Annotated in this window: 13 protein-coding genes; 5 read left to right on the top strand and 8 right to left on the bottom strand. The window is 72.2% G+C overall.

Features of this window, described 5'->3' with window-relative positions:
- Nucleotides 1–13: 13 nt before the first annotated feature.
- The 3 genes from ABZ406_RS06945 to ABZ406_RS06935 form a co-directional block, all read right to left on the bottom strand.
- On the bottom strand, nucleotides 14–2,182 hold the full coding sequence (locus ABZ406_RS06945; RefSeq protein WP_357756553.1) for a hypothetical protein: 2,169 nt from the start codon (nucleotides 2,180–2,182) through the stop codon (nucleotides 14–16).
- Nucleotides 2,175–3,392 (bottom strand): low temperature requirement protein A, encoded by a 1,218-nt coding sequence (locus tag ABZ406_RS06940; RefSeq protein WP_357756550.1) that lies wholly within the window; start codon nucleotides 3,390–3,392, stop codon nucleotides 2,175–2,177. Before ABZ406_RS06940 ends, ABZ406_RS06945 begins: the two co-directional genes overlap by 8 nt.
- A 116-nt stretch (nucleotides 3,393–3,508) precedes the next feature.
- The gene (locus tag ABZ406_RS06935; RefSeq protein ID WP_357756547.1) at nucleotides 3,509–4,426 is read right to left on the bottom strand and encodes an SDR family NAD(P)-dependent oxidoreductase; all 918 of its coding nucleotides are present in this window, start codon (nucleotides 4,424–4,426) and stop codon (nucleotides 3,509–3,511) included.
- A 132-nt stretch (nucleotides 4,427–4,558) separates the two neighbouring features.
- On the opposite strand from ABZ406_RS06935, the gene ABZ406_RS06930 reads away from it, so the two are divergent.
- Nucleotides 4,559–5,380, top strand: coding sequence for a helix-turn-helix transcriptional regulator (locus ABZ406_RS06930; RefSeq protein WP_357756544.1), 822 nt, complete (start codon nucleotides 4,559–4,561; stop codon nucleotides 5,378–5,380).
- Here ABZ406_RS06930 and ABZ406_RS06925 read toward each other — a convergent pair.
- The 3 genes from ABZ406_RS06925 to ABZ406_RS06915 all read right to left on the bottom strand — a co-directional run bounded on the left by ABZ406_RS06925 (nucleotide 5,377) and on the right by ABZ406_RS06915 (nucleotide 8,544).
- Nucleotides 5,377–6,159, bottom strand: coding sequence for a TetR/AcrR family transcriptional regulator (locus ABZ406_RS06925; RefSeq protein ID WP_357756541.1), 783 nt, complete (start codon nucleotides 6,157–6,159; stop codon nucleotides 5,377–5,379). The genes ABZ406_RS06930 and ABZ406_RS06925 overlap by 4 nt on opposite strands.
- A 61-nt stretch (nucleotides 6,160–6,220) precedes the next feature.
- The gene (locus tag ABZ406_RS06920; protein WP_357756538.1) at nucleotides 6,221–7,855 is read right to left on the bottom strand and encodes an MFS transporter; all 1,635 of its coding nucleotides are present in this window, start codon (nucleotides 7,853–7,855) and stop codon (nucleotides 6,221–6,223) included.
- Nucleotides 7,849–8,544, bottom strand: coding sequence for an SDR family oxidoreductase (locus ABZ406_RS06915; protein ID WP_357756535.1), 696 nt, complete (start codon nucleotides 8,542–8,544; stop codon nucleotides 7,849–7,851). The genes ABZ406_RS06920 and ABZ406_RS06915 overlap by 7 nt, the downstream gene beginning before the upstream one ends.
- Nucleotides 8,545–8,706: 162 nt before the next feature.
- On the opposite strand from ABZ406_RS06915, the gene ABZ406_RS06910 reads away from it, so the two are divergent.
- The 4 genes from ABZ406_RS06910 to ABZ406_RS06895 all read left to right on the top strand — a co-directional run bounded on the left by ABZ406_RS06910 (nucleotide 8,707) and on the right by ABZ406_RS06895 (nucleotide 12,662).
- On the top strand, nucleotides 8,707–9,999 hold the full coding sequence (locus ABZ406_RS06910; protein WP_357756532.1) for a sensor histidine kinase: 1,293 nt from the start codon (nucleotides 8,707–8,709) through the stop codon (nucleotides 9,997–9,999).
- A complete protein-coding gene (locus ABZ406_RS06905; protein ID WP_357756529.1) occupies nucleotides 9,987–10,652 on the top strand; it encodes a response regulator transcription factor in 666 nt (221 codons plus the stop codon). Before ABZ406_RS06910 ends, ABZ406_RS06905 begins: the two co-directional genes overlap by 13 nt.
- A 94-nt stretch (nucleotides 10,653–10,746) precedes the next feature.
- A complete protein-coding gene (locus tag ABZ406_RS06900; RefSeq protein ID WP_357756526.1) occupies nucleotides 10,747–11,808 on the top strand; it encodes a Gfo/Idh/MocA family oxidoreductase in 1,062 nt (353 codons plus the stop codon).
- Between the two features lie 299 nt (nucleotides 11,809–12,107).
- Nucleotides 12,108–12,662, top strand: a complete 555-nt coding sequence (locus ABZ406_RS06895; RefSeq protein ID WP_357756523.1) for a DUF1062 domain-containing protein — start codon at nucleotides 12,108–12,110, stop codon at nucleotides 12,660–12,662.
- A gap of 235 nt (nucleotides 12,663–12,897) precedes the next feature.
- On the opposite strand, the gene ABZ406_RS06890 is transcribed toward ABZ406_RS06895, so the two are convergent.
- On the bottom strand, nucleotides 12,898–13,119 hold the full coding sequence (locus tag ABZ406_RS06890) for a hypothetical protein (protein ID WP_030335934.1): 222 nt from the start codon (nucleotides 13,117–13,119) through the stop codon (nucleotides 12,898–12,900).
- Nucleotides 13,120–13,277: 158 nt separating this feature from the next.
- Nucleotides 13,278–14,366: a hypothetical protein gene (locus ABZ406_RS06885; RefSeq protein WP_357756521.1), complete on the bottom strand. Its 1,089-nt coding sequence runs from the start codon at nucleotides 14,364–14,366 to the stop codon at nucleotides 13,278–13,280.
- Between the last annotated feature and the right edge of the window lie 7 nt (nucleotides 14,367–14,373).

Below are 14,373 nucleotides of genomic sequence, written 5' to 3'. Positions count from 1 at the left end.
CTGCCGCCGGCACTCAACCGGCGTTTCGGAGGCGTTCGGTGAGTTCGCGCACCGCCGCCCGGAACGCGCTGTCGTTCTCGCCCGGATGGTGCCCCCGGATCGGCGGCGCGGACCGCTCCCCCGGCGCCGGCAGCAGGTGTGCCGGGTCCCGTAACCGCCTGTCGACCTGGCCGGCCGGATCGGCCGGGTCCGGGGTCGGATCGCCGGGGCGGTGCGCGGCGAAGATCCAGCCGCCGACCGGGTCGGTGTCCCGCCAGAGGTTGAGCCACCGCCACTCGACCCGCTCCCCCACCTCTCGCAGCACCTCCTCGTTGAGGTAGGCCGGGAAGAGCCGGGCATAAAGACGATCGAGCGGTGACCCGTAGGTGAGCAGCGCGACCCGTTGCCGTACGCGCGGGGGCAGCCGCAGCACCGCGAGCGCGAGCAACGCGGATCCGTGGCTGTGGCCGCAGAGCAACACCCCGACGTGCCGCTCGGTCAGTTGGCTGATCCGGTCGGCCAACTCCGGCACCGCCCGGTCGGCGTAGCTCGGCGGTGCGAACGGGTGGGCGGCTCGGGGCCAGAAGGTGCCCAGGTCCCACAGGATGCCGACGTGCCGGCGAAACCACGCGGTCCGATAGGCGAACACGCCCCCGGCGAACAGCGTGAGAAGCACCGCGGCCAGGAGGTAGCTGCCTCCGCTGAGCCCCATCCCGACGGCTACCGCCGGTAGACCGAGCAGCCGCCGCGCCACCTCCTCAGGGTCGCGCCCGGTACGCCCCACCAGGCTCGCGAGCAGTCCGATCACCACGAGCGCCGCGTACGTCGCGGCCAGCAGACCCAGCCACTCGGTGAACCGCGCCCGGGCGATGGTCCTCGTCGTCAGCCGTAGCCGACCGACGGCCTCCGGTGGCACGACCGGGAAGTCACTGGCGGTGATCGCCGCCGCCGCACGCCGTCGCCCCCGCCGCGACACGACGCTCATCGCACCGCACAGCAGGACCGCCGCGACCACGTGCAGGAAGAAGGACAGCAGTGTCCAGCGGTATGGCAACGGGGGCCCACCGTCACCGCGGTAGCCGCCGAGCCACTCCCCCGTCTGGTAGACGAGGCCGGCGGAGAGCGCGCCGGTCAGGCCGACCGCGAGGGCGGCGAGGACCGCCGCGCCCAGACCGCCCGGCAGCGCCAATCGGCCGCCCACCCGACCACGCCGCCACAGCACCACCCCGCTGAGCAGCACCAGCAACATCATCTGGCCGAACAGTGCCCCCGCCGCGATCCCGCCGTAGCCGGGGAGCCCGGTCGCCGATGACCAGTCGCGCTGGTCGCTGGCCACCGTGGCGAGAGTCGCCACGGTCAGGACTACCGCGCCCGCGCCCGCCGTGCGGGCGGCCCAGGTGGCCGTCCGCGCGGTCGCCGCCCGGTCGATCGCCCCCGGGACGGCGAGCAGACCGACGCAGGCCAGTAACACCGCCACACTGAGCGCCAGCAGCAGCGTCGTGGCGACCGTCGCGCCGCTGGCGCGACGGGCCGTGAGCAGCACGACATCGAGTACGGCGAAAGCGGCCGCCACGTGGATCGCGCGCAGCCGGTGCACCAGCGGCTCCACAGCCCACAGTGGGTTGTCCGCCGGGCCGGGTCGACGGGTGCCGAGGAGACGCAGAACCGCTACGGCGGCGATCGGCACGAACGCCAGCACGGCCAGCCGCTGCCCGACGTGCCGGCCGTCGAGCCCTGCCATGCTGTCGAAGGGCGGGCGGCAGCGGGCCTCGCCGAGACACTGCCAGGCGAGCAGGTCGAGGGCGACTCCGGCGATGGACACCACGTACAGCACTGTGAGGTTGAGCGCGAGGAGCCGACACAGCACGCTCACCCAGGCGGCGCGGCGGCGGCCTGTCGGACGCATCCACACCGCCACGTTGCTGAGCATGAACGGCAGCAGGAAGACCATGGCGAGGGTCCGGCCGACGGTGCCGGTGGGCAGGTCACCCCAGCGGTACGCCTCCAGTGTCACCCCGTCCGGGCCGACGTCCTCCGGCCGGGCAAGCCGGTGGAAACCCCCGCTGGCGTCGCCGGCAACCTGCCGGACCTGCGGCTGGTCGAGGATGACGAAGGGATCCCCCCCGGACACGCCGTGCACCCGCAACTCCACCACGTCGAGTCGTCGCGGTTCGTCACAGTGCTGCGATGTTCCCTCAGGCATCGGGCTGCTGTCCGGGTCGCCGCGGGTCGGGTGGGTCGTTCTCCCCGGACCTGCGAAAGAACCGCCGCAGTCCGGGCATGCCGTCGACCAGGACGACCAGCAGCAGCACCCCGACGACGACGGCGCTGTTGGCGAGTTGCGGAAGCCGCAGCGTGGCCACCCCGAGCACGACGATGGCGGGCACGCCGATCAGGCGCGCCCAGGGCAGGCTGCCACCGACCACCGCCGCGAGCAGGACCCGGGCGGTCAGGAACAGCGCCGGTCCGATGACGCCGACGGCCAACTGCCCGACGTGGTGGTCTCCCGGATCCTCGATCGTCATCTCCAGGGCGACGGAGGTGCACAGCACCCCGGCGATCATGACGAGATGCAGGTAGCCGGCCCGGAGCGCCAACCTGCTGCCGGGCGGGCCCTCCGCCACGATGCTCGCGCCCAGCCGCGAGCCGGCGGGCACCAGGTAGAGCCGGGCCAGGGCCACCGCGGTCGCGAACGACAGCGCGAACGCCATGGTGCTCCCCCGGTCGAGCCCGGAGCCGCTGTAGGCGACGCCGGAGATCAGGATCAGCTCACCCAACGCGATGATGAAGATCTGTTGGTAGCGCTCGGAGAGGTGTTCACCGTTCACCTGTAGCTCCGGCCAGGAGCTGCGCCCCAGCCGGGGAAACGGCCAGCGCAGCTGGGCGAGGAGATACTCCAACAGCAGTGCCAGCGCCCAGAGCACCTCCCGGGCCGGGGCGACGAACGCACCGACCACCCACAACACGCCGGAGATCGCGAACCAGACCGCCACCCGCAGGCTCCGCACCTGTAGCGGGTGCCCCCGCAGGGCGGGGATCAGGATCGCCCCTCGACCGAGGTGGATGGCCACGTAGGCGATGGCGAACACCTCGGCGTGTTCGTCGAACGCGGTGGGCACGGCGGCCGCCATCAGCAGGCCGCCGAACATCACCCAGAGCAGCAACACGACGATGAGCGGGGCGCGCGGGTCGAACCAGTCCGCCGACCAGGCGGTAACGAACCACACCCACCAGAGCGCCGCCAACATCAGCAACACCTGGAAGCCGCCGTTGAGGCTGGCATCGTCGAGCAGCGCCCGGGACAGCCGGGTCAGCGCGAAGATGAACGCCAGGTCGAAGAACAGCTCCAGGAACGACGCCCTGCGGGGGTGCTCCCGCCGTTGCAGCAGCCGTACCGGAAGCCCGCTCGCCATCGCCATCCTTCCGCGGCCGCAACTGCCACCGCCGTCCCAGTCGTACCACCCGGGCCTCCGGGTCGGGTGGGTTCCGCCGAGCCCGCCCGTCGTGGTCGGCCAGTGGTGACGCCGGGCTAGGCGATCAGGTTGGACGCCACAGCCCAGAGCCGCTCGGCGTTGCCCGGGTCGACCGCGTACGCGGCCACGCCCCGGTAGTCGGCGGGCCGTTCGGTGACGACCGGAGCTTCGGCGCAGTCCTCGAAGTAGCGACCACCGACGCCGTCGAGCAACGGGGACGCCGCGAGCAACACCGAGGTGGCGGCCCCCTGCTGCGGGGTCTTGTGCACCTCCTTGGGCGACTTGAGCCCACCGGTGTGCTTCTGCAGGCCGGTCGCGATGGCGCCCGGGTTCAGCGCGTTGGAGTAGATGCCCTCGCCGGCCCAGCGGCGGGTGGCCTCCACGGCGAGCAGTGCCTCGGCGCTCTTGGACTGCCCATAGGCCAGCAGCGGGTCGTACGGCCGGAACGCGAAGTGCAGGTCGTCGAAGATCACCGGAGAGAAGAGGTTGCCGCTGGAGCTGACCGACACCACCCGGGCGCCGCCGGCGGCGGCGAGGGCGTCGTGCAGGCCGACTGTCAGGGCGAAGTGGCCCATGAAGTTGGTGGCAAACTGCATCTCCCAGCCTTCGGCGGTGCGCTCCAACTCGGGCAGCGCCATGATTCCCGCGTTGTTGACCAGGATGTGCAGCGGCTGGTCCCAGCCGGCGACGAACTGGCGTACCGAATCCTGGTCGGCGAGGTCCAGCGCGCGGACGGTGACCCGCTGCGCGCCGATGCTCGCCGTGATGTCGGCGGCGGCCTGCTCACCGGCCGCGACCCGGCGGACCCCGAGCACTACCTCGGCGCCGGCGGCGGCGAGCGACCGGGCGGTCTCCACGCCGATACCGGCGGCGCCGCCGGTGATGACGGCCCGCTTGCCGGTCAGGTCCACACCGGCGACTACCTCGTCGGCGGTCGAGGCGAAACCGAAGGGGGTGGTGATGCGCTCTGTCATTGCTGTCCCGTCTCTCGAAGACGCTTACCCCTGACACTGTCACCCCGGCGGCAGGGGTTAGCCGGTTCCCTGTTTCTCCTGGTAGTGGCAGGGCCAGGCTGGAGGGGCGGCGAGGGCTCCTACGATGGGCGGGTGAGCACTGCCGGCCCACTCGGCGAATACCTGCGTGCCCGGCGCGAGCTGATCGGGCCGGGTGACGTCGGGTTGCCCGCGCACGGCCGGCGGCGGGTGCCCGGCCTGCGCCGCGAGGAGGCCGCCCTTCTCGCCGGCATCAGCGCCGACTACTACCTGCGGTTGGAGCAGGGGCGCGACCGGCACCCGTCGACGCAGGTGGTCGAGGCCCTGGCCCGCGCACTGATGCTGGACGAGGACGCGGCGACCCACCTGCACGGCCTGGCCCGGCCGGTGCCGACCCGACGCGCGCCGCGACCGTCGGAGCGGGTGCCGGTGGGCATCCGGCAGTTGGTCGGCTCGTGGGCCGAAACGCCTGCCTTCGTGCACGGTCGACACCTCGACGTGCTCTTCGCCAACCCCGCCGCGACAGCGCTGGCACCGATCTTCACCGCCGGGGTGAACCTGCTGCGCGCCGTCTTCCTGGACCCGAGCGTGCCGGCCCTCTACCCGGGTCTGACGGCGGTCGCCGCCAACGCGGTGGCCGGGTTACGTGCGCAGGTCGGCCGCGAGGTGGACGACCCCCGCCTCGTCGAGCTGGTGGAGGAGCTGACGGCCGGCAGCGAGCGGTTCCGGCGCCTGTGGGCCCGGCACGACGTCACCGTACGCGCGGGCGGTGGGGTGCGGGTGTTCCATCACCCCGAGGTGGGCGAGTTGGCGCTGCGCTACGAGAAGCTCGGAGTCAGCGGCACCACCCAGTCGCTCGTCGTCTACCACGCCGAGCCGGGCAGCCCGTCCGCGCGCTCGCTGGCCCGGCTGGCCCGACGGGCAGCGCCGCGCTAGCCCGTCGCCGGCTGTCGGCTGGCCGCCCGCTCGGCGACCACCACCGAGATCCCGTCGAGGACGCGTTGCAGGCCGAACTCGAAGGCGTACTCCGGGCCGTACGCGGCGCCGTGCTGCTGGCCGGCCGCGGAGCCGACCCGCGAGGCGATCGGGTAGGCGCCGGACGTCATGAACGTCTCCAGCCAGGGGGCGTGCGACTGCCACCACTGGCCGTCGGTCAGGCCGGTCTCGCGCTCCAGGTCGACCACTTCGGAGGCGGCCCGGGCGGCGCTCTTCACGTGACCCAGCACGAGGGTGAGCACCGCGTCGACCTCGACGTCGGTGAGACCGATGTCGACGATCACGCCGAGCTCGTGGTCGTACTTGGCCATCAGGTGTGGGCCGAGCACCGGTCGGGTGGTCTCGGCCCGCAGCATCCAGGGATGCCGCTGGTAGAGCGCCAGATTGTCGCGGGCGACCCGTTCCAGCCGGGTGCGCCAGTCACCCTCGACGGCGGGGCGCGGCATCTCGCCGTACGCGGTGTCGATCATGACGGCGACGAGTTCGGCCTTGCCCGGCACGTAGGTGTAGACCGACATCGTGCCGACCCCCAGCGCCTCGGCGACCCGGCGCATGGTCAGCGCGTCCAGCCCCTCGGCGTCGGCGATGTCGATCGCGGCCCGGACGATCCGGTCGACGGTGAGCGCCGGACCGGAGCTGCGGCTGGTCGGCTCCCGGGTGCGCCAGAGCAGGGCCAGGCTGCGGGCCGGGTCCGCTGTCGCCTTGCGCTCACTCGCCATGGTGCGGCAATCCTAACAACGCGGCCGTACGCGGTACGCCCGCCTCGGGCCGGGCCGGGGGTCAGAGCGCCTCGCTCTCGTCCGACAGCGCCGGGCCGGCGGCGGCGGGCACCAGATGCCTGACCTCCGGCTCCCCGTCGGTCAGCTCCCGCGCCCGTTGCTCGGCCGCGCGATCCTCCCCGGTCAACCGGCCACCGTGCTGGCGCAGGTGCTCGTCCCAGGACGGCACCAGATACACCTCGACGAACCGGTCCACCGTCTCGGCTGGGCGGAACAGCCCCCAGCGCATCGCACCGGTTCGCTGCCGCGCGCCCCGCACCAGGTCCATCGCCTCCAGGAACCGTCGGGCCCGCTCCGGCCGGACGATGTACTGCACGGTCACCAGCACCGGCCCCACCCCCGGGTCCGGTTCGCGCGCCAGGTGCAGTTGCGGCCAGTAGGCCGCCGGTTCCCGGTTCACCGACCGTAGGTCCGGCAACGGCCAGATCCGACTCGTCAGGGTGCCGACGAGCATCAGCACCGCCGCCGCCAGGTACGCGGCGACCAGCCCGGCCATCTCGGCCACCAACCCCCAGAGCAGCGCGCCGGCCGCCTGCCCACCGGCGAAGCACACCTGGTAGACGGCCAGGCCCCGGGCCCGTACCCAACTGGGCAGGAAGAGCTGCATCTCGGCGTTGACGTTGGCCAGCACCGTCACCCAGGCCATCCCGGCCGGCAGCAGGGCGAGCAGCACCAACGGCACCACCCGGACCGTGCCGACCACAGTCAGCGCCACTGTGAACAACGCACCGGCGATGAGGAGAAGCTGATTGGCCGACAGTCGGGTGCGGATCACGGCCAGCAGCACGCCACCGGCGATCGCGCCCACACCGAGGGCGGCCAGCAGCACCCCGTACCCGCCGGAACCCAGGCCCAGCCGCCGGTTCGCGACCAACGGCAGCAACGCCCAGAGCGCGCTGGCCGGGACCACGAACACCAACGCCCGGCGCAACAACCGACGGACGGTCGGCGAGTGGCGTACGTAGCGGCTGCCGGCGCGCAACGCGGCGGTGAACCGCTCCGGCACCTCGACCGCGCGGGCGTTGCCGGGCCGCCAGCGCCACAACGCGTACGCGAAGATCCCGAAGGCGACGGCGTTGACGCCGAAGACCGGGGCGACGCCGGTACGGGCGATGAGCACGCCGGCCACCGCGGGGCCGACAGCCCTCGCCACGTTCACGCTTATCGAACCGAGCGCGGACGCCGACCGCAGTTGGTCCTGCGGCACCAGCTCCGGGATCACCGCCGCCCAGGCCGGCAGGGTCAGCGCCTGCCCCACCCCGAACGCGAAGGTGAGGGTGAGCAGCAGCGCGGGCGGCATCCGTCCGGCCAGTGTGAGCAGCGTCAACGCCACCGCCACCGCCACCAGGAACAGCTGCACGGCGATCAGCAGGTGCCGGCGGTCGAAGCTGTCGGCCAGCACCCCGGCCGGCAGCGCCAGCAGCAGCACCGGCAGCAGACTTGCGGTCTGCACCAACGCGACGAGCGTGGACGCGTTGGAGTGGTTGATCAGCAGCCACTGCGCGCCGACGGTCTGCATCCAGGTGCCGACGTTGGCGGCGAGCAGGGCCAGCCACAGGTTGCGGTAGACCGCCGTACGCAGTGGCGCCCACGCCGAGGTCGGGCGGTCGGCGGGTCCGGCTGCGGCAGTCACCACCGCCCGTCCGCGCGCAGCACGCGCTCACCGGAGACGTAGAGGTCGTCGGGTTCGAGCAGCAGCAGCCGGACGACCTCGGTGGCGACCTGTTCGGGCATGGCGTACACCTCGTCCAGGAACTCGGCGCCCACCCGTTCCTGTAGCCGCGTCGGCATCGGCCCGGGATGAAGCTGCATCACCTTGACCCGGTTGCTGTGCTGGGCCTCGGCCAGCGAGTCGACAAGGCTGTTGCCGTAGCTTTTGGTGGCCCGGTAGACGGGGATGCCCGGCCGGGGGGCCGCCAGCGCCAGCGCGCCGACGTACACGACGTTCCCGTGGCCCTGCCGGTGCAGGTGCCCCACCGCCTCCCGCAGCAGGTAGGTGACGCCCAGGACGTTGATCTCCACCGCCCGCCGGATGTGCTCCACCGACAGGTCCCCCAGCTCGCCGCCCGCCCACATCGAGGCGCAGGCCGCCACCCCGTCGATGGTGCCGTACCGCTCGACCACCTCGGCGAAGGAGTCACGGACCTGCTCGTAGGAGGAGATGTCGCAGACCGCGCCGTCGCACCCCAGCTCGTCGGTCGCGGCGGCGACCTCGGCCGGCACGTCGCCGCACACCACGACCCGATGCTCGTCGACGAGCAGTCGGGCCACCGCGAGGCCGAGGCCGCTGGTCCCGCCGACCACCACGAAGGTTCTGGCACCCATGTCTCTCCAGCCGCCGCCAGCACAGGTCACGCGGACCGCGCGACGGCCCGTTCTTCCCGTTTCCCGACCCCGCACACCCGATCGCCGGTAGTGCTGGGCATACCCCGAAGAGTGGATCTGGACGGCTGGGGCACCCGGCCGCTCCCGATTAGCGTCTGCCGCATGACCACGGAACACCCTGCACACCTGGCCGAGGCGCTGCGCCGCCGCCGCTGGCTGCTGACCGCGTGGCCCTGGCGGGCGCTCGCGTACCTGGCGACCACGGTGCCGATCGCCGGCGTGCTCGCCGTCGGGCTGCTCATCATCGGCGGCCCCCTGCTGCCCGTCCTCAACACACTGCGGCAGGACGGCCGACCGCCGGGCGTCGCGCTGATGCTGTTCCTGATCACCGGAAGCACAGTCCTGGTCGTGTTGGCACCGCTGCTCAGCTTCGCGGTGGCCGCCCTCGAGCGGTGGCGGGTCCGGCTCGTCGACAACCGTCCGCTGGCGCCGTCGCCGTGGCCGGGCCTGGTCGCCCGCTACCGCAACGCCGCGACCTGGCGGGAGGTGGCGTACCTGTTCTGGCTGGGCGGGTTCACACCTGTCGCGTACTGGGTTTTCCTGGTGCTGGTGCTGCTCGACATCGGGATGATCACCAGTCCCTGGCTGGCCGGTGACCCCGATCAGCCGGTGGTGATCTGGCAGCCGATCGACAGCACCGGCGAAGCCATTCCGTACGCGATAGTGGGGGTGCTGCTCATTCCGGTGTTCGTGTACGCCGTCGGTGTGCTCGCCGCGCTCCAGGCGACGGTGGCCCGGTGGGTGCTGGCCCGCCCGGTGGAGGCGGCGGCGCTGCGCGAGGTCGCCCGCTCCCGCACCCGACTCGTCGGCGCGTACGAGGCCGAACGCCGTCGCATCGAGCGCGACCTGCACGACGGCGCACAGCCCCGGCTGACCAGCCTCACCCTCCAGTTGGGGCTGGCCCAACTGGACGTACCCGAGGACTCCCCCGCGTCCCGACCCCTCGCCGTGGCACACGAACAGGCCCGGGGCCTGATGGTGATGTTGCGGCAGTTGGTGCACGGCATCCGCCCGCAGAGCCTCACCGACCTGGGCCTGGCCGGGGCCGTACGCGAGCTGGCGGACGCCGCCACCATCCCGGTCACCGTGCACGCCGACCCGCACGACGAGTTGCCGGAGATCGTGGAGACCACCGCCTACTTCGTGGTCTCCGAGGCGCTGGGCAACGTGGCCCGGCACGCTCACGCGACCCGCGCCGACGTCCGCCTCACCCGGGCCGGCGGTGATCTCGTCGTCGAGGTGACCGACGACGGCCACGGCGGCGCCGAGCCATCCCGGGGCACCGGCCTGACGGGGCTCGCCGACCGGGTCGCCGCAGTGGACGGCCGGCTGCTGCTGTCCAGCCCGCCCGGCGGGCCTACAGTGGTCCGGGTGGAGTTGCCATGTCGTCGGTGACCCGGGTGGTGCTCGCCGACGACGAGGTGCTGCTGCGAGAGGGCCTTGTCGCCCTGTTGACCCGCTTCGACTTCACCGTCTGCGCGGCCGTCGGCTCCGCGCCGGACCTGCTGACGGCGGCCCGCGAACACCGACCGGACCTGGTGCTCACCGACATCCGGATGCCGCCGGGCCGCCGCGACGACGGGCTGCGCGCGGCAGTCGCGCTGCGCGCCGAGCGACCGGACCTCCCGGTCGTGGTGCTCAGCCAGTACGTGCAGACCGGGTACGCGGCGGCGCTGCTGGACAGCGGTGACGGCCAGCGGGTGGGCTACCTGCTCAAGGACCGGGTCGCCGAGGTCACCGAGTTCGTCGACACGCTGCGCCGGGTCGCCGACGGTGGCACCGCCATCGACCCGGACGTGGTCCGGCAGCTTCTGCACCGCCCCCGCGACCCGCTCGCCGCGCTGTCCGCCCGGGAACGCGAGGTGCTGGCGTTGCTCGCCGAGGGGCGGTCCAACGCGTCGATCGCCGGGCGGCTGCACGTCAGTGAGGCGGCGGTCGGCAAGCACGTCGGCAACATCCTGCTGAAGCTCGACCTGCCGCCGAGCGACGACACCAACCGTCGGGTGCTCGCGGTCCTCACCTTCCTGCGCGCCGACCCGGTGGGCTGACGGGCCAAGGTGGGGCCCGACCGCCCCGGGCGTAGATTCTTCTCAGCGGTACGGCGCCAGCTCAGGGCGCCGACCAGGGAGACGGGGGCACGACATGGCGGAGGCGCTGCGGGTTGGTCTGCTGGGGTACGGGCTGGCGGGCCGGGTGTTCCACGCGCCGCTGATCGCCGCGACTCCCGGGCTGCGGCTCGACGCCATCGTGACCCGCGATCCGCAGCGGCGCGAGCAGGCCCGACAGCACTTCCCGGACGCCCGCCTGGTCGACGACGCCGACGAGCTGTGGCGTTCCCCGGACGCCCTGGACCTGGTCGTGGTGGCGACGCCGAACCGGCAGCACGTGCCGATGGCGCGCGCGGCGCTCGCCGCCGGCCTGCCGGTCGTGGTGGACAAGCCCCTCTCCCCGACCGCCGCCGAAGGCCGCGTGCTGATCGACGAGGCGACCGAGCGGGGGGTGCCGCTGACGGTGTTCCAGAACCGGCGCTGGGACGGCGACTTCCTGACCGTCCGCCGCCTGGTCGAGCAGGGCGAGTTGGGGCGGGTGCTGCGTTTCGAGTCCCGGTTCGAGCGGTTCCGTCCGACGATCAAGCCGGGCTGGCGGGAGCTGGCCGGCCCGGAGGAGGCCGGCGGTGCTCTCTTCGACCTCGGCGCCCACCTCGTCGACCAGGCGGTGCAGCTGTTCGGCAGTGTCGACCGGGTCTACGCGGAGGTGGACCGTCGCCGCGCGGGCGCGGCAGTCGACGACGACGCCTTCGTGGCGTTGACCCACGCCAACGGGGTCCACTCGCACCTGTGGATGGGCGCGGTGACCGCCCAACTCGGGCCGCGCCTGCGGGTGCTGGGCGACCGGGCCGGCTACACCAGCTACGGGCTCGACGTGCAGGAGGCGGCACTGCACGACGGCGGCCGCCCGGGCCAGGCGGGTTGGGGCGAGGTCCCACCGGATCGCTACGGCCTGCTCGGCGTCGACGGTGACCTGCGGCCGGTGCCGACCGAGCCCGGCGCGTACCAGAGCTTCTACGGGCAGGTGGCTGCTGCGCTGCGCGACGGCACCCCGATGCCGGTGGACCCACGGGACTCGGTGCACACCGTCGAGTTGATCGAGCTGGCGCACCGGTCGGCGGCCGAGGGCGTGACGCTATCGGTCCCGACAGCCTGAGCGGGGCCTGAACCCCGACCGGTAGGCACCTCCCGCCTCCCGGACTGTCGGCGCATGTCCCGTCGTGCGGGCTGTCGGCGCACGTCCACGCCGTGAGGGCTGCGGGGTCGCGGCGTGCGCGAAAACCAGTGGAGCGGCGCCCTGGTGCGCCGCTAGCGTGCTGGGCAACGTGGTCGCCTAGGCAAGGACGTGCCGTTGTACACCCTGTGAGACCTCCCGAGAGCTGATCTGTCGCGCGTCGCGCAGCTGCGCCGCGCTCCTTTTTGCTGCGGACTTCTCACTGAAACCGGTGTACCTCTGTGCTCATCAATTGGGCCGTCGTGCCCACCTGCCTGCCGATAGTCACCCGCCGCTGCCACGCGTGCGCGTCCCGATGCCTCCGGGCGAGCGGCAAGTTCCGCGTCAACGCCAACCACAAGCTCATCGACACCTGGCTTCTCGCGCTCTGCACCGAGTGTGGAGAGACGGTGAAGCTGACCGTCCTGGAACGGATGACAGTTCGCACCATCCCACCCGAACTGCTGGACCGCCTCCATGCCAACGATCCCGGCCTGATCGCCGAACTGCTCCAGGATCCGGGCGTCCAGCACCGCAACCGATTCACACTGGACTGGACCGACGCCTGGCGTCTCGACACCAGCGGATCGAACCACCTGGACGCGGACCGGGACGTGATCGACGTCGCGGTCCGTTTCGCGGCCCGGATCCCGGTCCGGCCGGCCCGACTGATCGCTGACGGTTTCGGTCTGTCGCGGGGCGAGGTCCATCGACTGATCTCGGAGGGGAGGGTCGTCTCGGGGGTGCGGTTGGGGGGCAAGCTCTCCGGCGACTTCACGTTCACCCTGAAACGCTGACCGCGGCTCGGGCCTGTCCGGCGTACGCGCCGGGCAGGCCCGGGTCGGCAGCTGTTCGAGAGTTGATCGACTCGGTTCCCGGAAAGTCGCTGTGTCAGACCGCCTTCAACACCGCGATGTCACGGAAGTCGAGTGGATCACGCCCTGCGGTCCGACGTACCGAGCGCCGGGCCGGTCGGCGGGCGCGCCGGGCTGGAGGAGCCCGGGCGCGTTGCCGACCCGGCCCGGTGCCGGATCAGCGCTGCTTCAGCTCGCGCCAGGATGGGTGCGTGCCGCGCCACGCATCGGCGAGGATGGCCGCCGAGGCCCGGCTTGGGCACTGCTGCACCCGCTCACGACCCGACGCCCCACCGATCTGGGCGCGGACCTCCCAACCCTGCCCGTCAGTACGGATGTACACGTCCCGCCGTCCGCGCGGGGTCGTGTCTCCGTTCCACCAATGCTCCTCGACCTTCATTCGCCGACCGTATAGCAATTTTTGCGTCGAGGGTACGGCGCACCAGGGTCGATAGTAGGGCGATAGTCGTAAATCCGGCGCACCTCAACCTGACCGTTACCGGGGAGGAACCGCAAAGGCGGTTCCTCCCCGGCCTGAGTGATGAATCAGGGGACGAATCACATGCCGTTGAGCACTCCGGCCAGGGTGTTGGCCAAGGCGTCCTGGCCCGAGGGACTGGGGTGCGGCGAGCCGCCCTCGGCGGTGATCTGAATGTCTCCGGGAGTGAACGGCGGCGGCATCGCCACCCGGACGGCGGGGTCGAACGGGACGCCGAGTTGGATGGCCCAGTTGAGATCGCTGATCACGCCTCGCACGCTGCCCACCCAGAGGGGGTCGATGAGCGGTTGCAGTGTCGACACCGGCGCCGCCGGCAGGTACGAGTGCGTCGCGGTCGGCAGGAGCGACCTGAGCTTCGCCCAGGCGTACTGGCCGACGTCGACGTTGGCCGGGGTGATGTCGTAGTACAGCATCCACACCACCTTGTCCGCGCCGGCACCGAGCAGGGAGTTGACGATCGTGGTGGCGTCGGCGGTGATACCGGCGTACTGGGCCGGGCCGTCGTAGCGCGGCACCCCGATGTTGATGTAGTAGTCCTCACCGACCGGCAGGTCCAGCCAGAAGTTGCAGCCGCCGCCGTTGGTGACGATGCCGGCCTTCCCGCCCACCGCCGCCCATTCGAACCGGAAGACGCCGTACGGGTCGAGGGTCTCCGCCGCGAACTCGAGACCGCGGCACATGGCCAGCCGGGTCAGGACCGTGGTCCAGTTGGTGTTGTTCACGCCGCCGGTGGTGGCGTGGTACGCGTTGTGCCCGTCCGCCTTGGCCTTGGCGATCCGCGCGGTGGCGAGGCCGAGCGGGCTGGCCACCCGTCCCCAGGCGTTGCCGCAGGCGTCGGGGCCGGCGCGGCCGGCGATGATGTCACCGGTGCCGTAGCCGGTCCGGGCGTAGTTGTCGTAGTCGACGATGCTGTTGTCCATGTCGAAGTAGCGCCGGCCGTAGCTGTAGACGCCGTTGTTGCCGGGCATGCCGCGGCCGTCGAACGAGGTCGACGGGCATCCGGGGCCGATGCCGAAGCCGAACTGGTGGTGCGACGAGCTGATCGAGTCGCCGGTGAGGGTGAGGACTGTGTCGTCGGAGACGGTCTGCACCTCGCGGCACCGGATCCGGTCCTTGTTCGCGTCCACCAGGGTGGGGTTGCCGCTCACGTTCGGG

Origin of the sequence: Micromonospora sp. NPDC005710 (assembly GCF_040630995.1) — a bacterium.
Classification (GTDB): domain Bacteria; phylum Actinomycetota; class Actinomycetes; order Mycobacteriales; family Micromonosporaceae; genus Micromonospora.
The sequence above is the reverse complement of the archived record's forward strand: the minus strand, read 5'-3'. Positions and strand labels throughout refer to the sequence as shown.

Excerpts from the sequence above, each read along its gene's own strand:
- ABZ406_RS06890 (WP_030335934.1), bottom strand. The coding sequence starts at position 13,119 with ATGAAGGTCGAGGAGCATTGGTGGAACGGAGACACGACCCCGCGCGGA.
- ABZ406_RS06900 (WP_357756526.1), top strand. The coding sequence starts at position 10,747 with ATGGCGGAGGCGCTGCGGGTTGGTCTGCTGGGGTACGGGCTGGCGGGC.
- ABZ406_RS06915 (WP_357756535.1), bottom strand. The coding sequence starts at position 8,544 with ATGGGTGCCAGAACCTTCGTGGTGGTCGGCGGGACCAGCGGCCTCGGC.
- ABZ406_RS06935 (WP_357756547.1), bottom strand. The coding sequence starts at position 4,426 with ATGACAGAGCGCATCACCACCCCCTTCGGTTTCGCCTCGACCGCCGAC.
- ABZ406_RS06940 (WP_357756550.1), bottom strand. The coding sequence starts at position 3,392 with ATGGCGAGCGGGCTTCCGGTACGGCTGCTGCAACGGCGGGAGCACCCC.
- ABZ406_RS06925 (WP_357756541.1), bottom strand. The coding sequence starts at position 6,159 with ATGGCGAGTGAGCGCAAGGCGACAGCGGACCCGGCCCGCAGCCTGGCC.
- ABZ406_RS06910 (WP_357756532.1), top strand. The coding sequence starts at position 8,707 with ATGACCACGGAACACCCTGCACACCTGGCCGAGGCGCTGCGCCGCCGC.
- ABZ406_RS06905 (WP_357756529.1), top strand. The coding sequence starts at position 9,987 with ATGTCGTCGGTGACCCGGGTGGTGCTCGCCGACGACGAGGTGCTGCTG.
- ABZ406_RS06945 (WP_357756553.1), bottom strand. The coding sequence starts at position 2,182 with ATGCCTGAGGGAACATCGCAGCACTGTGACGAACCGCGACGACTCGAC.